Consider the following 21,867-nt stretch of genomic DNA (forward strand, 5'->3'; position numbering starts at 1 on the left):
CTCCTGTTACGACCGCAACCATGGTGTCACCCTACTTTTTGGAATCCAATAAAAAAAGCCGCTGCCCTCACGCGTTACGCGCGAAAGCCGCGGCTCTCGAAATGCTTTACTTGATGTTGAGCGTTGTGAACGCTAACGACTGCAACAAACTTCTGAAGAATACGCCTCATCCCTGGGGATGTTTCCTTGTTCGTTAAATGATCTATCAATTTCTTCGGTAAGAATGGCAGTTTAATGATGAACTATCACTAAAATCAACCCCAAAAATCATAGCCTTAAAAACAAGCGACATAAATATGCCCGTCGAACGCAATAGGCAAAGTAATGACTACGATTACCACGTTAACAATCGTTAGTTATCCAATATCAGAAATTGGAAACCTTTCTCTTATATCCTCTCTTCCGAGTCGATAGTGTACAGAGACTTTGATATGTTTTTGTGCAAGTTACCCTATACATCACATCAACTATTCTACGGGCACTCATCAAGCCAAATAATTCAACACCACAGCCGGAATAAACAACACAAACCCTGCCAATATCACAACCCTTTCCCAACCGGTGAGCCCTTCACTTTCCTCTGAATCTTCGGACGCTTCCCCAATGGTTTGCAGTGCTTCCAACTTTTCAGTGGTGGATGAGGCAGGTGAAAAGAGTTTACCGATTTTCTTGCCCTTCTCGGCCATAACATCTTCCGGTATCGGTTCATCGCCATCGAGGTCTTGATCATCGGGGTCGGTTTCAGAATCTCGATTCTCATCAGAAGATTCCTCTGCCTCATCGGAGGGCAGAATCGCGCCGTAGCTGATTAACGCCCATACCAGGATTCCAACCGTGACGACGATGGTGACAAAGGTGGACCAGCCTCCCAGGCGTTCCGCCAATCCAGGCACCATATATTTTCCAGCTGCCAGGATCAGGCAGGGATATAGAATCAAGAGAAGTATCTCGCCCAGCCCCGGCATTTCGTCATCGAATAAGCTGGCAATCACATTCCAGAACACATAGGCCGTCAGCAACCCGAGATACCCCAATAATAGCCATTCCATCATTGGGACTCCTGAGGTTTCTTTTGCTTATTCAACGCCGTTATCTCCTGGTGCAGTGGGGTGGGAATGAACAGATACTCCAGGCATGAGTCTTCCCCATCAATAAAAACAAAGCGCCCATCAGCCAGTTTTGAGATGTAGTGAAGTACCTTGGTCAGAAAGTTTTCCGACACTCTGTATCCGGGTTCACGAAACTTCCAGCGCATGTCTTTGCCGTTCTGCTGGAATTCAACCACACAAAGCTGAGTCTCCTGATCCTTGATCGAGCGGATTTGCGAAATCCCCAATGTATTATTGGTCGCTCGAATCAGATCACTCATCACTTCGGCATGAGTACCTTCATCGTCTTCCACTTCTACCCACAGGCTCGCACGATAATTGGGAAGTATCTCGGCCAAAGCCTCCTTGATCTGTGGGGTATGATATTCATAGTCTCTCGCAATATCTTCGAGAGACCTGTCATCTTCCCGCTGGATGTTCAGGTTGTGCCGGCGGCAAAGAGCTTCAAGTTTGTGCAATACAGCGAATGCTTTCCGCTTGTTCTGGAGACGCTCCTCCTCCGACATCTCCTCTTCCTCATCCGGCTCATCGCCTTCCAGATCAGAGAGTACTTTTACCAGATTGGCTGCGGCCTTTTTCCGCTCTTCAGGATCCTTACTCCCCACCTTGGTGAAACTTTCGAACAGGATCTCAGCCGGATTGACGACATCGTCAATTTCTTTCTTGAACTTAATGGCGATTCGGGAGAATCCCAATCCAAATAACAGAAAAGATCCCCAATAAACCAGGCTGGTATAGGGTTGCCAGTATTCCGATAGCAAGACATAGGAAACCGCCCAGGGAGTGAGCGCAGACAGCGCAGAAAACACAAAGACCTTAATAAACTCTATAACATAGAACAGTCTGAATAACTTGAAGACGTTCATCGATTACCTTATTGAATGGTAGATTCCGTTGTATTGGATCTTGCTTTAGCCGGAGACACCAAGGAGTGCGAAAGCACCGACACTCAACGTTATGTCCATGTCGAAATCCATAACAGACTGACGCCATTAACTATAGGTTAGCCGAATTGAAAGACAACGCAGATGCTGTAAGCATTTGATGAGAAAAGTAACGATTGGTATCAGGGGAAAAATAGGTACCATTGAGAGGATATCTATCAGCCGGTACTGATATTGAACAATACGAAGACTCGACAGTATTGAGAATGACGAGTATTGAGAATGACTAGTATTATGAATAAATGGTATCGAGAGTGAATAAAAAACAATCAGAACAAATAACGAAAGCCAGCGTCGCCGGCTTTTGTCCTATGCGAATCCTCTCATGCTAGCATGATTCCACAAGCGCTCTCAGTTGTTCATTCCGTACCTGAAAGACCTCAAATAATCCCATAGCTCTGAGGCCTGGTAGCAATTCCACTATATCCCGTCGCGCCATAACGCGATCACTCTCTGATACGCGGGAATCGGACAATACCCTGGCACTTGCGAGAAAAGCCCCCACAGATCCTTTCCGGATTGTTACGCCATTAATCTCCACAGTATTTTGATTATCAGGCAACATCTCTTCGGCTTTCATAATTGCTCCCTATATAAGTGATGAGAGAGCTTATTCTGGTATACCGATGATGGCTCTGCTACCTTATTCAGGACATTCAATAACACGATTCAGCCATGACAATTCCCCTGATTAATCCTGCGCTCGTGGACTCATCCAATGGGGCAGTTATTGTCGCTGTCATGGAGAAGGGCCCGATTTCACGAACAACCGTTCTCCACAACCACCATCGCGGACAACTGTTCGGCGCAATCAAAGGACTCATCAGCGTAGATACCGAGCGAGGAAAATGGGTGGTTCCTGCAACACACTCAGTCTGGATTCCGCCGGGAAGCCTGCACGCCTTCTGCTCACATGGACCATTCCACGGTTGGAGTCTCTACATTGCTGAGGAAGCCTGCCACTCCCTTCCCCACCAGCCATGTACCTTCACTACTACGGGATTATTGAGAGAAGCCATTCATCGATCAATTCACTGGAATCATGAAGCACTTAATGAACCTCAGATGAGAATAGCCCGAGTGATTCTTGATGAGATTCAGTCCATGCCCATGGAAAATCTGGGATTGCCTTTACCTGAAAGCAAACGCCTTCTCCGGGTAACGGATGCCTTGTTATCAGACCTATCAATAACACTGAGCCTGACCGAGTTGGCGGACATATCCGGATACCCCACACGCACACTTAGCAGGCGATTCAAACAGGAAACAGATTTCAGCCTTGGAGAATGGCGTCAACGGGCCAGGGTTATTCGCGCCTTGGAATTATTGGCTGACGGTGTTCCCGTAACGAGTGTTGCCCTGAGCCTTGGCTATAACAATGTGAGTGCTTTTATTTCCGTATTCAAAGAACACTTCGGGGTAACGCCGGGTAGATATTTTGATACTCTGCAGAGTTAGCTCATGAAAATATCCGTTATCGAATTTAATTTCGCTCGGCTAAGAATTTCATCAACAAAGAACGCTGTCTCCTGATTCGCGGACTACCGTCTGCAATCGATCCAGATTCTGTTCATTGGCATTTGATACAAAATCAGCTATTCGCTGATAGTGTTCAATCGTATCGAACAATTGACACCATCCGACGATGGTGTCTTTGCCACTCGCAGTGAAGGTCATGGTTAAAATAAAGTGGTGACCTGAGAAATGCTCGATCACCACTTTTTTACCCGGAACGACTTCCAGGAACCGACTTTCATTTGGGTAGTCCCTAGCGTCTGGCCCGTGCATAGTGAAGCGCCAATATCCTCCCTTACGAAGATCAAATTCATAAAATGAGTTTGTAAATCCATCCGGCCCCCACCAACGGGTAAGATCATCGGGGTTACTGAAAGCCCCATAAACGACCTCGCATGGCGCCTTAATCAATCTTTCTCTTGTATCAGCGCGAAGACTTTCGGGTTCTGGATTTTCCGCCATGGCTATAGTCCTACGATGCATTTAATGATCTGACGATAAAGATTCCCAATTTAGATTGTATTATTCAGCTTTTTATTCACCTTTAGGGAAAGCAGACATATCCATCCACATGGCTTCCCATATATGTCCGTCCGGATCGGCCAGATTGCGGTTGTACATAAAGCCATGATCCTGCGCCGGATTGATATCAGCGGTCCCCCCGTTTACGGCTGCGGCTTCGTTCATTGAATCTACGTCTTTGCGACTATCACACGAGATGGCAAGCATCACTTCACTTGAGGTCGTTGGGGGTATCGGGCGATCGGTGAAAGTGCGCCACTTATCATGGGTCAGCAGCATGACGTTAATGGTTTCACTCCACACCATGCAGGCTGCCGTATCGTCTGTAAACTGCGGATTATTCTCAAAACCGAGAGCTTGATAGAAAGCCATTGATGCTTTGAGATCAACCACGGGCAGGTTTACGAATATCATTCGGGACATTGTCATTCTCCTTCGATTATTGACTGGGTATCGCCTGTTAGCAGGTTTGTTTCCTGATAGTCGTAGGGGGAATCGGGAAATCGACAGGTAGGCAAAAAAATTTTTGGCTCAGTCACAATCACCAAAAATTCAGGCGAACACCCCAGGGTGTTCAGCCAACAGAATTTGATTTTATTTCTCTACAAATCATTCAATCCTTTCCCATCGAGAATCTGCTGCATGCACTTCTCTACTCTTGAATCTCTGGTTTTGGATTGTTTGGGAGCCGAAAAGTGAAGAAGGTAGGCTCTTTGTCGACCGGGAGTTAAATCATCAAAAGCACTTTTAAGCGCCGGCATCTCATCCAGTTTGTTCTGAAACTCCTCTGGAATGACAAAATCCTCAGTTTTTTTGTACTCCACTTTCAAACCGGACTTTTCCACTTCGACGGCTTCATTGATGTAGTTTTTCAGAAGGGGTTCCAATTCCGCAATCTGCTCAACACTGGTGAATGGAATCCGTCGCGCCGCCTGTGTATTCTCTCCTGGTTTTTCCAATAGACTATTGGAATCCTTCAACAAAGCGCCTTTGGTAAACAACAGAGCGCAAAAATCCTTGAATCCCTGCACGATCAATACATTACTGTCCTGAAACGTATAACAGGGTTTTCCCCATTTCAGATCTTCATCCAACTGACAATCAAGAATGATCGTTCTCAATCTATCAAATTCCTGCTGCCAGTTTTTGGCTTTGCGTAAATAGGCGTCGACTTTAGGATTCATGCTATTCATTTACCGGCTCCCTGTGATGCGTTTATTCTGTATTTACTTGCTCTCTGTATTTACTGGCTCTTTGTATTTACCGACTCACTCTTTGTTTACAAGCCCTCTGGGCTCACTTAGAACTCCACGCTTGCGGCAGGTACAACTGAGATTCCGGCTCCAAAACCTGACATATGCTGCAAGGTCTGACTATGGTGAGCGATAATCTGTTTAGCGGTCAGTATGCCGTTATCGGCTGTGGAGTGGCAGTCAGATACCAGAACGACTTCAAACCCCAGCGCAAGCGCCTGGCGAACAGTGGTATCGACACAGAAGTCGGTTTGCAAACCGCAGATAACCAAACGGGAAATTTTCTTCTCCTGCAGAATGCTATGAAGTTCCGTCTCATAGAATGAATTAGGTGACTGTTTACGAACCCGCTCGTCTTCCAGAGAAACGTCCAGATCAGCAGCCAATTGCCAACCTTCTGCGCCAAACTGTAAAGGCCCGGAGCCTTCTTCATGTTGAATCAAAATGACCGGAGAGTTGTGTTCTCTGGCTTGGTGGCTTAATCGATTGACCCGTTCTATCAGGTTTTCGATATCAAAAGCGGCTTCTTCGCCCGAACACAGGGCTCGTTGAATATCAATGATAAGTAGAGCTGATTTGGTATTTTGCGACATATCCCTTGACCACAATTTTTATAGATTATTGTTCAGATATTGCCGCCTATCTCTGCCGGAATCAAGCTCGTAACAATCCCCAAAAAACGCAAAACAGTACTCCATATCACCTTCATGACACTCTTAATATTCATCCCGCCGGTTAGCACCATTGTCATTGGAGCAAATGTCATTGGAGCAAAACCCGGGATTCCAAATTTCCTTCGATAGCTTTCTCTCAACTACCACTAATACGGACCACTGGAAATACCGTTCTGTGACAACTACGCTTTTATCTATACCGAACGGGTTGACTGGAAGGCAGTGATTGCCAGCGGAGTTCGGTCCGAATTTATCAGGAATGATGAAAGGACCTGACAATGAAGAGTTCTATGTGGGGCCGCCTGCGACTTGATCTGTTCAGCCGGCCCGCGGAGCTGGAAATGCTTCGTAATGTGGTTGAATATGCCCCCAACGCGATCGTATTGATCGAAAAAAGTGGCGAGATTGTTCTGATCAATGCCCAGACTGAAACACAGTTCGGCTATTCACGCGAGGAATTGATCGGTCAGAGGGTGGAAATGCTGGTTCCGCAACGGTTCAGGAGCGAACATCCCAATCACCGACATGGATTCTTTTCCAATCCTTCACGCAGGTCTATGGGCGCCGGGCGAGACTTGTACGGTCTACGCAAGGACGGCATTGAATTCCCTATTGAAATAGGCCTGAACCCGATCCGTGCCAATGGAGAATACCTGGCACTGGCCAGCATCATTGACATCACCGAGCGTACACGGGCTGAAAAGCGCTTTCGACAGGTTTTGGAAGCCGTTCCCAATTCCATCGTGCAGGTAAACCGTGGCGGCACGATCATGATGGTTAACAGTCAGGCCGAAAAGCTGTTCGGCTACACCAGAGACGAACTTATCGGCCAACCACTCGACCTTCTCATTCCGGAAAGATTCCGTAGCCATCACGGAAGCTATCTGGCCTCGTATTTCAACAATCCCCAGACCCGGATGATGGGGAGTGGCCGAGAGCTGTATGGGAGACGCCGGGATGGGTCTGAAGTTCCGGTCGAGATCGGTCTGAGTACAATCGAATCTGTTGACGGGTTACTGGTGCTGGCCAGCATTCTGGATATTTCTCTGCGTAAGCGGGCGGAAGAGAAAGAAAAAATCGTTCTGCAGGAACTCTTACAGGGCATATCCGTATTGGCATCCACCAGCGAACAGATTATGGATTCCGTCAATCAGGCAGCCTCCACCACCCAGGAAACGGCTACATCCATTAGCGAAATTGCCACCACAGTACAGGAAGTGAAACAGACCGCGATAATGGCTGGACAGAAAGCCAAAGCCGTCACAGACAGCGTAGAGCGAACACAATCTGTTGCCAAAGATGGCAGCGAAGCCGTAGATGAAACGCTTCACGGTATGTCGCAAATTCGAGAGCAGATGAGCGCCATTGGCGAGAGCATCATGCGATTGAGCGAACAAACGCAAACGGTGGGAGATGTGGTGTCGATGGTGAGTGATATGGCAGAACAGTCCAACCTATTGGGTGTCAATGCCTCGATTGAGGCCGCCAAGGCTGGGGAATTCGGCAAAGGTTTCGCCGTCGTGGCCCAGGAGGTAAAGGCCCTGGCGGCGCAATCCAAGAAAGCGACTGCCCAGGTAAGATCCATACTGAGTGATGTGCAGAAAGCCATGACCAAGGCTGTGATGGTGGCCGAACAGGGAAGCAAAGCCGTGGAAGCCGGCTATCAGCGGGCTCAAGTCAGTGGGAAAGCCATTACCACTCTCAATCAAAGCTTAACGGAATCCAGTGAACTCGCCATTCAGATTGCAGCCACCAGTAAACAGCAAAATGTGGGAATGGATCAGATATCAGATGCAATGGCCAACATACGGCAGGCCAGCCAGGACAATGTCAGCAGTATCCAGCAGGTCGAAAAAGCCGTGCGGAGCCTGCACGAATTGGGCAGCCAACTTAAAAATATGACGGATAGCTTCGACCAACTGGAGATTCAGCCGAATGTACCCGGGAACGAAACGTCTTGACCGGAGAAACCGGCTGGATTAATCCGGCTTGCGCACCACGATTTCAACCGGAGCAAGTATCCCTTCCCGGACAGCCGAAATCATATTGCGAAACTTTTCCGCCATACTGTCACCAATCAGGGTGTGAAGCCCCAGCGCTGGCAGCCCTGTCATGTCATTCGTCCTGGCCAGAAGTTCATCAAAAAACTTCAAGGCGAAATCTCGCCGGTGATTGACCGATACCCAATCAAAGCCTGCAGCATCCAGGGCCTGCCGATACTGCTCTACTGTGGCCAGGTAACTGGTATCCATGGAGGTTGCCCAGGGCACGGGATAGGTCGGCTGTCCCTGACGGATCTGCATAATATCGTAGATTCCGAACACCCGGCCCGGACGCAGAACACGGGATATCTCTGCGAACAAGCGGGCCTTATCCTCGATATTCATCCCGACATGCAACATGTAGCCGCCGTCAAAACAGCCATCGGAAAATGGCATCTCCAGCGCACTTCCGCTGATTAACGCCACCAGATGTTGAAGCCCGACCCATTCAGACAGCTGCCCGCCGGTTTCAACATACTCCGTAGTCAGATCAATCCCTGTCACCCGGCACCCGAGATGATGTGCCGTGTACCTGGCGCCACCGCCCAATCCACATCCGACATCCAGCACATGGTCCTGCTCCGTGAAGCCCAGCTGTTGCAGCAGGTTTTCCGTTGCCGCCCTGCCCCCAATGTGAAACTCATCCACCGGCGCCAGATCAGTCACAGATAGCGCTGAAATCTGCTTGCCCGCAGAAACCAGAGCGGTTTCAATTGCATTCAATAAACTGCCGTGATGGTAGTGTTCGGTGACAGCATTCTCAATAGACATGGGAAAGGCCTCCTGTAATCTGGCTTCATCGTTTCAACTGTGCACGGAGCGACTGATGGCCCTGAAAGGGTCTGTTGATCTCGATGAAACTTTGTCGATGAAAACTCTATCGATTAAACGTTCCCTGTAAGGCATTTTTTAACTTCGCTGAAAGACGTCATAATGTGGTATCCCGTTGTGGATTTCACATAGTCAATATCCTGCCCATTGTTTAGCCACTTGTATTCAATGGGATTGAGTTCAGAATCAAAATAGCGATCAACCAACGAGGTCATGATCTCATCCACCCTCGTTTGATTATTCAGTATTGAGTATGCACGAACCCGTTCCAACTGAGGCCAGATCCTGAATTTTTCGGCAGTTTCAGCGGATTTATTCGGGTGTATCTCGGGAAGCACATATCCCTCTGAATTCACCCCGTGCTTCTCTGCCGCAGCCATTAGGTTTTCAGGCGTTATCTTAGAGCTCAGGTTTGGCATTTCAGATTTCAGTTCATCCAAAAGACAGGCCCATTCATACGAATGACCTGGCTCAAACCACAGGGTGTCACCGGCACTATCCACGGTTTCCTTGATCAGACCCAGATCCTGATCAAAGAAGTGCTCTTCGATCACCAACAACAGATTCGATACCGCATCCATAATTTCAGTATCTTGAAATGCACGCCATGCCATCAAAAGACATTCAAATAGATGCATTAACGGGTTCTGGCAGATGTTGTCCTGACCTTGTTTTGAGATTTCCAGGAGTTCTTCTTTATTGGCAATCAGGGAAAATAGGTACCTTAGTGTTTCGTACGCACTCTCCTTAACGTCATGGTTCTTTGTTTCAATAAACAAACGGGATTCTGCATAGACAATAAAGGCATACTCATAAAGATCATCCGTCTTGGACAACGAAGACATTCGATCTTTCCAGTATCCCTCTCTTTTATAGAGTTCCCGGGTGTTGTTATACAAACTTACAGCAGACTCAAGGCTGTCGGGGGCGTTATACAAAACACTATATTGAGTCAGAAAATAGACACACCTGGTTTGACAGAGTAAACGAGCCTCACTCGTCTGATCGGGATGCTTGAGATCTTCGCCCACGATTTTTGAGCAGCTCAGGGCGTGACTTACAAGTTGATAATATTGAGCCAAAATATCATCGAGTTTTTTCATTTCCATCTTCACTTTCGCACACATAAGATCGGTCGAGAAATACAAATGTAACAAGAGATAAGCCCCACCACACCTCTTATTATGTTAATCCCCAGAAGGAGCTGTAAAAAGACAACGCTAAATTGAATGCCACATCGAACACTTTTATTTCGGTAGAGCCATGTGGCAGGCAGTTGATGATCATGACAGAAGAAAACCGGTGACAGCAGAATGCTCCCTAAGAACTGAGCGATGTATCAAGACTCATGACCCTAACGGAGTTTCTATCGCAGCTTGTTGACAACTTTCTCCCCTCCCTCTACTTTGCACGGTAACAACACTCCAAGCGAACCTGACAGGCTAAGGTACGACCTCTGCCAGTCGGTACTTCGGGGTAACCCCGAGGCTATGCGTTAACCATTCATTTCAACGCCGGTAAGGCACTGCGCTATAAGCGCAGCCGGTTACCGGCTACTTCAGCGGGTTGGAGTGTTGTCTTTTATCTACCTCCAGGGACGACAACCTCAGAATGAACTACAAACGTTGGGTCGCCAGTTGTCTGGCGGATGCATTCATTATTGGTCCCCGGGACTCCTCCGCCATTCTGCTGCGCTGGTCAAAGGTACTGGGAGAGCAACCAGAGTGGTTGCGCAGATTATCCAAAGAGATCCTCTCACCTGAAACGGCTCACCATGAAAATCTGAACTTTTCCATGGTGCTGGAGCGGATCCAGGCATCGGAGGATTTCGATGAGGCCTTCTCGGAAAGTGATCAACCGCCCCGGGTTCGATATGTATACCTTCCCGAGGCAGAGTATTCTTTCAGTGCGGAACAGCATGAGCTTCCAAAGCTGGCAGGTATATCCGACGTCCTTAACTGGCTAAACCTTACGGTTAATGATCTTGAATGGCTTTGTGGCAATTATCGAAATGCACCCGGTGCGTCATCGAAACTGGCCCACTATCACTATCGTTGGCTGGAAAAGCGCCGGGGTGGCTCCAGATTACTTGAGTCCCCCAAGCCTCTGTTGAAAAGCATTCAGCAAAAAATACTTCACGACATACTATCTGCTGTCCCACAACACCCCGCCGTACATGGCTTCCGGGCGGGGCATTCCTGCGTTTCACATGCACGGCAACATCTGGAACAACCGTTGCTGCTCAAATTCGATCTGAAGGATTTCTTTGCCTCTATTCACTATCCAATGGTTTTTCAGGTTTACCGAAAACTGGGATACCCGCCTACCGTCTGCAGAATTCTGACCAAACTATCGACCAACGTCAGCCCTGTAAAAATCCTGAAAAGCCGCCCCGACACCTGCATCGATAAGGACGATAACTATTTTCGCCGCCCACACCTTCCTCAGGGAGCTCCAACCTCTCCGGCATTATCCAATCTTGCCGCTTCGAAACTGGATAAACGCCTCACCGGGCTGGCTGATACCATGGGATTTCGCTACAGCCGCTATGCTGACGACTTAGTGTTTTCCGGCCCACGACTGAAGCGGGGATCTATCGACAAGCTACAGAGTTTGGTTGGCGCCATTGTTCTGGAAGAAGGCTTCTTGCTGAATACCCGGAAAAGTGCGGTAGTGGGGCAAGCTCAAAGACAACAGGTAACGGGGATTGTGGTGAATCGCAAAGCCAATATCTCCCGACAACAGTTCGACCAGATGAAAGCGATTTTGCATCATTGCATTCACCAGGGGCCTCACCACCAGAACCGCGATCAGGTACCTGATTTCCAGGCACACCTGAAAGGAAAAATCAGCTATATGCAAAGCATCAACCCTCAACGGGGTAACAAACTGATGAAACTGTTCCAGCAGATTCAATGGCAGAATGCGGATTAATTGAGCCATCAATATCCATCTAAACGGCGTTCAGACGTCGTGTTTCCTATGCACTCCATGGACCATCTGCTACCTTAAATACATAGATTTCTGAATTTTCCGAGACAGGAGGGTTAGCCATCAACTCTCCTGCTTTTATAAGCAAGAATAAAAAGTCCTGAATGGAATAGGGACGAGACATCCCACTGCATCCTTGTGGCGAGTGTAGGTAATGCACATAAAAATAACATATGTAGCGCTTGCAGCCATTGTCTGGCTGGGGTCGACCGCTCACGCGGAAGAGCCAGTATCTCTCGCCGTCTGGGAACGAGAGCCTTACGTGGGGAAAAATCTCGAAGATCAGGGATATGCCATCAAAGTCCTGAAAGCCGCCTTTGAGGAAGTCGGTCTGGAAACTCAATTAACCTTCCAGCCCTTACCCAGAGCTCGGGAAAGTGCACTCCAGGGCATCGTCGACGGCTACTTCCCCCTGGTTATCCACTCTGAAGACGATGCAGACTTTTTACTGTCAGACCCTTTTCCTGGCGGGTCTATCGGTTTACTGAAGAAAAAAAATTCATCGGCCCAATGGCCGTCGCCCGCTCCCCGGACCCTGCCAGAAGTCCAAAGCGCCTTGAAAGGTTATCGTCTCGGTCTGGTATCCGGTGAAGACATCAATTCTTTGTTTGAAAACGCCCCGGCTATTCAGAAGGATTATGTGCGCACGGATCTTAATAACCTGGATAAGCTTTACCGTGAGCGCATCGATTTCACCTTTATGGACAAATACACGGCCGCCGATCTGATCGTGCTACAGCGTCCACATATGATCGGTAGCCTGGAGTTCATCGACCCGCCACTTTTAAATACCCGGTTCCAGGTGGGATTTCCCCGCAACAAGGAAAACCATTTCCTGCTTTGGCAAAAGTTTAATACCGGGCTGAACATCCTACAGGAAAGCGGCAAACTGGATCTGATCATGGCGGAACACGGTTTTGGCCAAAAACCGACACCTCCTCCTTCCAAAACCATTCTGACAATCGGCACGGTTAACAACGCCGATATGAAAGTCATTAAAGAGCTCTCTTCCCGATTCACGAAACAATACCCCGACATCCAGCTTGATTGGCGGGTGATGAATGAGAATACATTGAGGAGGAGATTACTGAGTGATTTTGCCATCTCGGACGGCAAGTTTGACGTCATGACCATTGGAACTTACGAAGCCCCTCTGTGGGCCGAAAAAGGCTGGTTGGTTCCATTGGACAACCTGCCTGAATCCTATGATGTGAATGATATTTTTGAGACAGTCAGGGAAAGCCTTTCCTATCAGAGCAAGCTTTATGCATTACCGATTTATGCAGAAAGCACCATGACCTATTACAGAAAGGATCTATTTGCCCAGGCAGACCTGAAAATGCCACGGCAGCCTACCTGGTACGAATTGCGCGATTTTGCAGCCCGACTGCATGATCCGGCCAAGAATATCTATGGGATCTGCCTGAGAGGTAAAGCCGGCTGGGGTGAAAATATGGCCATCATTACCACCATGGTGAATACCTTCGGTGGACGCTGGTTTGACAATGACTGGATACCACAACTCACCAGTAAGCCCTGGATCAAAGCGATTCTGATGTATAAAGAGCTGCTTAACCGCTACGGACCACCGGATGTCACCCGAAACGGATTTAATGAAACCCTGAAACTGTTCGCTGAGGGGCACTGCGCGATGTGGGTGGATGCAACCGTCGCGGCTGGGTTGTTGTTTGATCCCAAACAATCGAGCGTCCACGACAAAGTCGGCTTCTCGGCTGCCCCTATCGGTACGGTGGTAAGAGGTGCAAACTGGCTGTGGTCCTGGGCTCTGGCCATTCCTGAGTCATCACGGAACACCGAGGCGGCCCTGAAATTCATCACCTGGGCAACGTCCAAAGAATATATTCGAATGGTGGGCACCAGCAACGGATGGGTATCAGTACCTCCGGCCACTCGTCAATCAACCTACGAACACCCGGAGTATCGTCAGGCAGCGCCATTTTCCGAATTCGTGCTCAACGCCATCCAGACAGCAGATCCGGTTAACTCAACGCTGGAACCGAAACCCTACAAAGGCATTCAATTGGTGGGGATTCCCGAATTTCCTTCCATTGGACGCGCCGTGGGCTTGAGCATTTCAGAAGTTATCGACAAGAAAAAGACGGCCCAGGAGGCCCTCAAGGAATCCCAGCAACTGGTGCAACAGCAGATGCGGGATTCCGGTTATTATCAGTAACCACCATGAAGACTATCAGTAACTACTGTGAAGACTATCAATAACCACGGCGAAGACTACCAATAATCATGGTGAAGACTTTCAATAATCGTAGTGAACACCGTCAATAATCGTGGCGACGACTGGCTCCATGCTGAAAGCAATAGTCTAGGGGAAAGCCGCCCTGGCGGGACAGCTACCCTGATGGAAGCAGTATCAGACACCCGCGTCAGTAGGCATCCACACCTTTCTGGCGTAGCCGTTCGGCAATGTTGTGCGAGGCCTGCACAAATTCTGACATTCGGGCCAGTTCACGATCCAGGTTAAACGTCCCTCCGGTCAGCTTTTTCTCCAGCATGAACGCCAGTTTCTTACCGATAAAATTACCAATCTGCTGGAATTCTTCCACCTGGAGAAACTGAATTCCCCGGTACGGAACAGGCTTGGCGCTGGGGTTTTCAAAGTCAGCGCTTTTGATCGCCTTTAGTGTGATATCGGCAAATTTTGCATACTCACGGTAAGACGGGTTCTGGTACAAGGCATAACGGGTTCCCGGAGGGACTTGGGATATCCCGAAATTATTTTCTACCAACTGATGATAGTTATCAGAGGTGGCCCACTTGACGAAGCGCCAGGCGGCTTCTTTTTTGGTAGACCCCTGGGGTACGGCAAATCCCCATGACCATAACCAGTTCGTACCTCTATCGGTCAACTGTGAGGGTGCCGCAGCATAACCGACTTGTTGGTAGAATTTTGACTGGGCTATCGCTCCGCCCGCCGCCGTTGAATCTACCCAGATGTCACACTGACCAGATACAAAGGCCTGGAGATTCTCTGAGTAACCATTATCCCAGGGCGTTTCCAATCCATATTTTTCCATCAAGCCAAGGTAGAACTCGATCGTATCTTTCCAAGGTTTTTCTGATAATGCAGACTGCCAGTTCTCATCGTACCAACGCCCCCCGAAGCCGTTCAGCATTGTCGCCAGAATGACAATATTCTCCCCCCATCCTGGTTTTCCCCGTAAACAAAGTCTGCCGTTTTGCCCACCAGACACCCGCTTGAGCAGTTCCAGCGTCGCATCAATATCTCTCCATGTTGGCTGGGGAGGAATTTGCAGATTAAAACGCTCAAGAACATCCTTCCTGTAGTATGTAATTGAGCTCTCCCCATAGTAGGGTAAGGCATAATAGTCTCCCCCATAGCTGAAGCCTTCGATAATCTCGGGGATCCAGCTTTTCATTTCATGATCAGATTTATATTGGTCGGGTACCGGGGACAAACGTCCTTTGCTCCCCCAAATCGGAGCTTCAAACAGGCCAAGCGTGTAAACGTCATATTGGGCATTGCTCAGCTTGCTGTCATTGGCCTGCATCAGTCGCAATACGCTCTCATCGACGATTTTCCAGCGAATGTTAATATCTTTATTCTGCTGTTCGAAGTAGCTGGACAGCTTCTTCATATTCAACATGTCGGCGTTATCAACCGTTGCAACAACAATTTCAACCGCCCGGCACTGAGCACTTGAGAAAATGATTAACAGACAAAATACCAATAAGGAGGTTAAGTGATCGCTATGGTTTAACTTCATGTTCCTTCCCTCTTGTATTACTGCTACCGATTGCAGGTGCCAATATGCAAGCCGGTGAATACTTCTGTTATGGCAAAAGAAGCCCGTCACCCGAAATTCTGATATTGAACGGGCTTGTATTTTGCCGATGAAAGGCTTGGGGAAAATCCTGTCCGATAAGGTCGCTCAGAGAAATTGCAGCTACTGACTACATCCTCTGATTACCCTGACCACTCAAACCAAGTGATATTAAGGCAGCTATGTCAGCTCCGTACCTTATGTCGGGACAGGTCTGCCAGGGAAACCTGGAGGCATGAATTCCGAAGGACTGAAATCTGGAAAAAAACCAGAAATTTCGGGAAATTAGTGATGATGTTGTCTTTTATAGTTTTCATGACGGCACCCTGATTTTAGTTATTCTATTAGTATGACCTGTCCTCTAATCCCCAAAAACCATTGTGGGTTCCTCGCTCGCTGGAGATTTCGAGACTGTCTTTATTACACATTGAGTCAAGCATTAGCACAAATACCTATTCGACTTATTACCTATACATTTTTGCCTTCTGTCAGATGGCAGTCGATTTTTTCATTCACTGGGAACGTCACTATTTACTACCTCGAATGGGTCACGCTTTTACCAGCACCTTGTGGTGTTCGACCAAAAAAGTATCGATTTGAGGTCAATTTATGAGTAGTTCCTGAATACCCATCACGTTAGAGTAAAAAGAGTCGAGAGCACGAAATTCTGTTTCCTCTTTTGGAACACATAACAATAAAAACAGGCAGTATATTCATGATTGGTTCCTGTCATTTTTCGATTCAGGAAATAACACACCATGGACCGGAGCAATCTGCCCCCCTTCAACTGGGGCATGGCAGCACTGACTCGTTGCGATACGCTTCCAGCGATATGATACGGGGCACTGAAGTACCTCCCTTTCGCCATGAACTATGTCACCAGATAGACCTGATCCTGAGTGGAGGGGGAACCTTCCTCGTCGAACAAACCGAAATGTCCCTGTACGAAGGAGATGTACTCTGGAGCTTCAAGGGGCATCGTCCGCAACTGCAAAACCTTGCCAGGGATGCCACCATGCTGCGTATCAAAATCCCTATATTCCATTCCTTTGAGTTGCGGCTATGTAAAAGTTTTGAACTGGGGCTTTTCTACGGCACCGCCTACAGGCTGTCTGTTTTAAATGAAGTGGATATTCATCAGGTACAGCGTCAATTGGATGACCTGAAAACGAAGGACTCCACCTTAAGGGAAATTGCCTTTGAGGAATTCAAACTTTTTTTGCGACGACTATCTCAGGTCGAGACGCGCAGTCCTGCCATTCCTTCCCTGCACTCAGTACGAAGCAAGGCTTGCCACCAGGCATACAGAATGATGGTGTACATCTCGGAGAATTTTCGGGAGGATCTCTCAATAGATAAAATTGCCTGCTATGTAGGACTACATAAAAACTTCGCTATGAGCCTTTTCAAGAAAGTCATGGGGGTATCGCTACTGGAATACATCACCGGTCTGAGAGTTCGACATGCGGAGAAAATGCTGATCAATACCAACGACAATATCACCTCCATTGCCTTTGCCAGTGGCTTCTCCTCTCTGACCCGATTCTATGAGGTCTTCGGCAAGTATTATGGAGATTCACCACAGCGCTATCGGAATAAGCTGTGGTCGCAAATGGAAATGTCGTCAATTGGCGATGCAAGATAGCGAGTTTCAATTTTATCGGTGCTGATTTTTTTATAACCAATTCAAAGCGCTACCGTCCGATAAATTATTAGAGAATTTCCTGCCAATCCTTATAATCTCCGACCTTTTTCCTGTCCGCCGTAACGGACACGACACATCCCTTGGAAACACGTTCACTATGAAGAAAGCATCCCCTTTGGCATTACTGCCCTTGGCGTTATTTCTCGCTCTGTTTGTCGGAAGCGGGCTTTGGTACCAATCAGAAGGCGTAGATTTCGCGTTTTACCAGATTTCTGCACCTGTGGCGATTCTGCCCGCTATATTCCTGGCGGTATTGCTGGCAACGGGTTCTCTGAACTCAAGAATTGAAACCTTCATTAATGGTGTCGGCGACAATACCATTATTACCATGGTGCTTATTTACCTGCTGGCGGGAGGCTTCGCCAGCGTTGCCAAAGCTGTCGGCGGCGTTGATGCCACAGTTAATTTCGGGTTGAGCATCATCCCCCCGTCTCTGGTATTGCCGGGTCTCTTTGTGATAACCGCCTTTGTAGCGACCTCTATGGGAACGTCTATGGGCACCATTGCCGCCATCGCACCAATTGCTGTGGGTGTTGCTGAGGCAACGGAACTCCCCCTTCTATTGACGACCGGCACGGTCATAGGGGGCGCCATGTTCGGTGATAACCTCTCGATCATTTCCGATACCACAATTGCCGCGACCCGCACCCAGGGTTGTGACATGCGTGACAAATTCAAAATGAATTTTATGATCGCTCTGCCTGCCGCCCTGCTCACCCTGATCTGGCTTTACTTTCAAAGCTCGCATGCGGTGGTCGACGCGCCTAAGGACTATGAGCTGATTCGAATCCTTCCTTATGTGGCAGTTCTGGTTCTGGCAGTTGCCGGTGTCAACGTTATGCTGGTGCTGTTCAGCGGCATCGTGCTGGCCGGTGCCATAGGCCTCGGCCTGCAACCGGACTACAGCGTGGCATCATGGTCAAAGGATATTTATGCCGGCTATACAAGCATGCAGGAAATTCTGATCCTTTCCCTGTTGATTGGTGGCATGGGCGCGATGATGAAAGCCCAGGGCGGACTCGACTGGCTGGCGAATACGATTGACCGTATCAGCCGTCTGGGGGGCCGTGAGAAACATACTCCTCGTACCGGTGAACTCAGTATCAGTGCGACTGTGGCCATCACCAATATCTGTACTGCCAACAACACTGTCGCGATTCTCATCAGCGGAGGACTGGCTAAGGATATTGCAGAGCGCTATCAGGTAGATCCTCGGCGCAGCGCCAGCTTGCTGGATATTTTTTCCTGTGTGGTTCAGGGAGTTCTCCCCTATGGCGCGCAAATATTACTGGCTTCCTCTCTGGCTAAGGTGTCGCCCTTGGACCTGGTGGGGAATATTCATTATTGCTGGTTACTCGGACTGGCAGCGATAGTATCCATTGCCATCGGATACCCGAAAGGTGCTTTAAAAGCCCTGTCCTCTCCCGCCTGACGTATGTTTCCCAGAAATAAAACTGGCCCGGCAGTATCTATGCCGGGCCAGTCAGTTATGATTTAAACTGCGCTATAAGCTCAGCCGAATTCTTCCGCAAATTTTTCCAGTCTGTCGACCATCTTGGTAGATCCGACAAACAATGGACAACGCTGGTGCAATTTAGTCGGCTCGATATCCAGAATTCGCTGCCCCGGATTTGCAATCGCACGTCCTCCCGCCTGCTCAATCAGAAACGCCATAGGGTTACACTCATACAGCAAACGCAGCTTGCCCTGAGGATAACGGCTTGAGGTTGGGTAAAGGTAGATTCCGCCCTTGATCAGGTTACGGTGAAAATCAGACACCAGTGAGCCTATGTAGCGGGAGGTATAGGGACGATTCGTCGCATCGTCTTCCTCCTGACAGTACTTGATGTATTTCTTCACACCGTCAGGAAAGTGGACATAGTTGCCTTCGTTGATGGAATAGATGGTTCCATCCTGGGGAATTTGCAGATTGGGGTGAGACAGGCAGAATACCCCGATAGTCGGATCATAGGTAAAACCGTTGACCCCGTTACCTGTCGAATACACCAACATGGTAGAGGATCCATAAATAACATAGCCCGCTGCGACCTGTTTATGGCCAGGCTGCAGAAAGTCCTCTTCGGTAACGTGGCTGCCTAATGGAGAAACACGGCGATATACCGAGAAAATAGTACCTACGGAAACGTTAACATCAATGTTTGAAGAACCATCCAGCGGGTCAATCAACACCACATATTTGCCGTCAAGATTCTTGGTTTCCTCAAATTTAACGAATTGCTCTTCTTCCTCAGAGGCAATACCGCACACAACGCCACGCTGGGCCAGAGCATTCTTGAATCGCTCATTGGCATAGACATCAAGCTTCTGCTGCTGTTCACCCTGAACGTTCTCATCTCCCGCAGCGCCGGTGATGTCAGCCAGGCCGGCTTTGTTGATTTCCCGGTGCAGAATTTTGGCCGCCAGGCGGATTGATGAAAAAAGAGAAGTCAACTCACCGCTGGCATCGGGGTACTCATGCTGTCGGTCGATAATAAACTCGCCGAGGGTTTTTATGATTTCCATACTGGTACTCTGTTTCGTGTTCGTAGGGATGGTTCTCGAATGAGCCTATTGTGACGAAGGCACGGGAAGAGATAAAGCCCTCAATGGTATACAACCATCATCTATATGGCGGCGTAGAGTTCTCCATAGGCAATATCACAGGCAACCAATATCAGCAGCAGCGACATTGCCATGTTCAGATATCTGAAATATCCCGGCTTGATATACCGGCGAATCATTCCTGCGCCGATAAACGCCCAGATCCCCGGCGCCCCGACTGCCAGAATGGAAAGTAAAGCGGAGCACAGAAATATTTTACTACCGACGATGTTTTCCGCCGGAAACTGGAGCGTTGCAATCGGCAATGTAGCGATCAACCCCTTAGGATTCAGCAACTGCATCAACAGACCTTCCCTGAACCCCACCATGATCGGTTCCTGAGCCTGATCAGAAATTTTCAGGTTTGCCATCCCCAGTTTGATGCCAAGATAAAAGATATATCCACATCCAAGAATGCTGATCACCAGCCGGTTTCCCTCATCGACCAGCCAGGCTCCGGTGTATCCGAACACCATAAACATCAGGAACAGAGCACAACCGACCCCCAGGTAAAAGCTGACAGACGACCTGAAACGTCCATTCATTCCCAAATTCAGGGCAAGCAGGTTCACAGGCCCGGGCGAATACATAATGCCCACGGCATAGGCAAAGATTTCCAGCATAGCGCTTACTCAAACGGTGGTGTTTATCAATCAACCAGTGGATCTGGTCAGTTGCGAGAGGACGTCGATCTTAGAGGCGGCTGACGCCGGTAACATTCAATTGGTATTGATGGGGCGTCATTCCATAGATGGGCTTGAAGCGCCGGTTAAAATGGCTGACATCAGAAAACCCGAAATCGTACGCCACATCATCCGGCGGCTGGCCCGACTCCAACGCACGACGAGCTTCATTAATACGGCAGTTCAAAATATATTGATGCGGCGTTATACCGAACTGCTGGCGAAATAACCGTAGAAAGTGATACTTGGACAAATGACAAACCTGACTCAAATCATCGAGAGCCAAATCATCTTTCAGATGAGCATGAATGTAGTCCCGAGCTTTCAGCAGCATTGTGTCCACTCTTCGCACCACACTGTCCGCCTCATACTGCCCTACTCCCCGGGCGATGCTCGCAGCAATCTGGTAAAAGGCCAATTCCAGCTCGGCACTGCTGGGAGACTGTTCTGAAAAAAGCTCGGCCAATGCCAGAACATTTCGGCGCAGTGTTTCGTTCTGAAGCAGCATATCCCGGATCTGGAAGTCCCTGGCCTGCCTGACGCCCGCGCTTTCAAGCAACGGTTCAAATTCCCGGGGATGGATGTACAGCATACTGTAATGGAGATCGTCATCTCCGCCCGAACACCCATCATGGACAGCACCGGGACTGATAAAAATCACATTGCCGGGATGACTGCGATGAAACACTCCTTGGCTAAAGAAATCCTGCCTGCCGCTCAGAGTCACGCCTATTGAGTATTCTTCATGCGCATGCTTGTCATAGGTAAAGTCATCCATTGCGGCATGAAGGACTGTCACATCAGCCAACTTTCTGTTTTTGGCAAATTGAAACTGATTACGGGCAGTCATTTCATCCTCCATCCCGACACCACAACAGGCATCATCACAACAATTCGAAACTGTCTTTTAATCTTACAAATGCAATGGACTCCTATCTTGGACAAAATTGCTGACTTTGCCTTACCCACAGCTTAACTGACGATGCCTCATATTTCACATGCAACCGATAGTGAATCATGCGCCCCCCGAAATTAACGTTCTCCAGCCTTTTCCGACAAATGATGTTGCATCGAATTACAGTACCAGAGCATGGGCTCGCCCCCCAATAATGTCATTTTCAAACCATCCAGCTCTCTTGGCGGTCCTTTGCGCGTGAGTGAGAAAATCTATCACTT

The 21,867-nt window shown here is 48.5% G+C and carries 20 protein-coding genes; 7 read left to right on the top strand and 13 right to left on the bottom strand.

The genetic code is table 11. The features are described from left to right. Positions 1–197 (top strand): hypothetical protein (locus BTA51_RS30565; protein WP_210404732.1); only part of this gene is annotated, 197 nt, incomplete at its 5' end. A 288-nt stretch (positions 198–485) separates the two neighbouring features. Here the strand turns inward: BTA51_RS30565 and BTA51_RS27110 are convergent. The 3 genes from BTA51_RS27110 to BTA51_RS30570 all read right to left on the bottom strand — a co-directional run bounded on the left by BTA51_RS27110 (position 486) and on the right by BTA51_RS30570 (position 2,633). Next, positions 486–1,052 (bottom strand): hypothetical protein, encoded by a 567-nt coding sequence (locus BTA51_RS27110; protein WP_094712220.1) that lies wholly within the window; start codon positions 1,050–1,052, stop codon positions 486–488. Beyond that, positions 1,049–1,975 carry a hypothetical protein gene (locus BTA51_RS27115; RefSeq protein ID WP_094712221.1) on the bottom strand — a complete coding sequence of 309 codons (927 nt, stop codon included), beginning with the start codon at positions 1,973–1,975 and terminating at the stop codon, positions 1,049–1,051. The genes BTA51_RS27110 and BTA51_RS27115 overlap by 4 nt, the downstream gene beginning before the upstream one ends. Before the next feature lie 406 nt (positions 1,976–2,381). Beyond that, the gene (locus tag BTA51_RS30570; protein ID WP_094712222.1) at positions 2,382–2,633 is read right to left on the bottom strand and encodes a hypothetical protein; all 252 of its coding nucleotides are present in this window, start codon (positions 2,631–2,633) and stop codon (positions 2,382–2,384) included. A 95-nt stretch (positions 2,634–2,728) separates the two neighbouring features. Here BTA51_RS30570 and BTA51_RS27125 point away from each other — a divergent pair, with 95 nt between their 5' ends. Further along, the gene (locus BTA51_RS27125) at positions 2,729–3,511 is read left to right on the top strand and encodes a helix-turn-helix domain-containing protein (RefSeq protein ID WP_094712223.1); all 783 of its coding nucleotides are present in this window, start codon (positions 2,729–2,731) and stop codon (positions 3,509–3,511) included. A 51-nt stretch (positions 3,512–3,562) separates the two neighbouring features. Here the strand turns inward: BTA51_RS27125 and BTA51_RS27130 are convergent, their stop codons facing one another. The 4 genes from BTA51_RS27130 to BTA51_RS27145 form a co-directional block, all read right to left on the bottom strand. After that, a complete protein-coding gene (locus BTA51_RS27130; protein WP_094712224.1) occupies positions 3,563–4,030 on the bottom strand; it encodes an SRPBCC family protein in 468 nt (155 codons plus the stop codon). Positions 4,031–4,102: 72 nt separating this feature from the next. Next, positions 4,103–4,513 (bottom strand): VOC family protein, encoded by a 411-nt coding sequence (locus BTA51_RS27135; RefSeq protein ID WP_094712225.1) that lies wholly within the window; start codon positions 4,511–4,513, stop codon positions 4,103–4,105. A gap of 179 nt (positions 4,514–4,692) precedes the next feature. Next, positions 4,693–5,283: a YdeI family protein gene (locus tag BTA51_RS27140; protein ID WP_168188315.1), complete on the bottom strand. Its 591-nt coding sequence runs from the start codon at positions 5,281–5,283 to the stop codon at positions 4,693–4,695. 107 nt (positions 5,284–5,390) lie between these two features. Next, positions 5,391–5,936 carry a cysteine hydrolase family protein gene (locus tag BTA51_RS27145; RefSeq protein ID WP_094712226.1) on the bottom strand — a complete coding sequence of 182 codons (546 nt, stop codon included), beginning with the start codon at positions 5,934–5,936 and terminating at the stop codon, positions 5,391–5,393. A gap of 359 nt (positions 5,937–6,295) precedes the next feature. Here BTA51_RS27145 and BTA51_RS27150 point away from each other — a divergent pair, with 359 nt between their 5' ends. Next, the gene (locus BTA51_RS27150) at positions 6,296–7,978 is read left to right on the top strand and encodes a PAS domain S-box protein (protein ID WP_094712227.1); all 1,683 of its coding nucleotides are present in this window, start codon (positions 6,296–6,298) and stop codon (positions 7,976–7,978) included. 18 nt (positions 7,979–7,996) lie between these two features. Here the strand turns inward: BTA51_RS27150 and BTA51_RS27155 are convergent, their stop codons facing one another. Then, a complete protein-coding gene (locus BTA51_RS27155) occupies positions 7,997–8,830 on the bottom strand; it encodes a class I SAM-dependent methyltransferase (protein ID WP_094712228.1) in 834 nt (277 codons plus the stop codon). Between the two features lie 113 nt (positions 8,831–8,943). After that, positions 8,944–9,993: an AGE family epimerase/isomerase gene (locus BTA51_RS27160; RefSeq protein WP_168188316.1), complete on the bottom strand. Its 1,050-nt coding sequence runs from the start codon at positions 9,991–9,993 to the stop codon at positions 8,944–8,946. A 508-nt stretch (positions 9,994–10,501) separates the two neighbouring features. On the opposite strand from BTA51_RS27160, the gene BTA51_RS27165 reads away from it, so the two are divergent. Both BTA51_RS27165 and BTA51_RS27170 read left to right on the top strand, forming a co-directional pair. Beyond that, positions 10,502–11,824 (top strand): reverse transcriptase family protein, encoded by a 1,323-nt coding sequence (locus BTA51_RS27165; protein WP_094712230.1) that lies wholly within the window; start codon positions 10,502–10,504, stop codon positions 11,822–11,824. Positions 11,825–12,035: 211 nt separating this feature from the next. Further along, complete coding sequence (locus tag BTA51_RS27170) at positions 12,036–14,075, top strand: extracellular solute-binding protein (RefSeq protein WP_094712231.1); 2,040 nt, start codon at positions 12,036–12,038, stop codon at positions 14,073–14,075. A gap of 208 nt (positions 14,076–14,283) precedes the next feature. On the opposite strand, the gene BTA51_RS27175 is transcribed toward BTA51_RS27170, so the two are convergent. Then, positions 14,284–15,645, bottom strand: coding sequence for an extracellular solute-binding protein (locus tag BTA51_RS27175; RefSeq protein ID WP_094712232.1), 1,362 nt, complete (start codon positions 15,643–15,645; stop codon positions 14,284–14,286). A 772-nt stretch (positions 15,646–16,417) separates the two neighbouring features. Between BTA51_RS27175 and BTA51_RS27180 the strand changes: the two genes are divergently transcribed. Together BTA51_RS27180 and BTA51_RS27185 are read left to right on the top strand one after the other, a co-directional pair. Beyond that, positions 16,418–17,347, top strand: a complete 930-nt coding sequence (locus BTA51_RS27180) for a helix-turn-helix domain-containing protein (protein WP_094712233.1) — start codon at positions 16,418–16,420, stop codon at positions 17,345–17,347. A gap of 157 nt (positions 17,348–17,504) precedes the next feature. Beyond that, entirely contained in the window at positions 17,505–18,839 is a 1,335-nt protein-coding gene (locus tag BTA51_RS27185) for a Na+/H+ antiporter NhaC family protein (RefSeq protein WP_094712234.1), read from the top strand. An 80-nt stretch (positions 18,840–18,919) separates the two neighbouring features. On the opposite strand, the gene fbp is transcribed toward BTA51_RS27185, so the two are convergent. The 3 genes from fbp to BTA51_RS27200 all read right to left on the bottom strand — a co-directional run bounded on the left by fbp (position 18,920) and on the right by BTA51_RS27200 (position 21,541). Beyond that, complete coding sequence (gene fbp, locus BTA51_RS27190; RefSeq protein WP_094712235.1) at positions 18,920–19,930, bottom strand: class 1 fructose-bisphosphatase; 1,011 nt, start codon at positions 19,928–19,930, stop codon at positions 18,920–18,922. A 101-nt stretch (positions 19,931–20,031) separates the two neighbouring features. Beyond that, a complete protein-coding gene (locus BTA51_RS27195; RefSeq protein ID WP_094712236.1) occupies positions 20,032–20,631 on the bottom strand; it encodes a LysE family translocator in 600 nt (199 codons plus the stop codon). A 70-nt stretch (positions 20,632–20,701) separates the two neighbouring features. Next, on the bottom strand, positions 20,702–21,541 hold the full coding sequence (locus BTA51_RS27200) for an AraC family transcriptional regulator (RefSeq protein WP_094712237.1): 840 nt from the start codon (positions 21,539–21,541) through the stop codon (positions 20,702–20,704). Between the last annotated feature and the right edge of the window lie 326 nt (positions 21,542–21,867).

Source organism: Hahella sp. CCB-MM4 (genome assembly GCF_002260525.1).
Taxonomy (GTDB): domain Bacteria; phylum Pseudomonadota; class Gammaproteobacteria; order Pseudomonadales; family Oleiphilaceae; genus Hahella.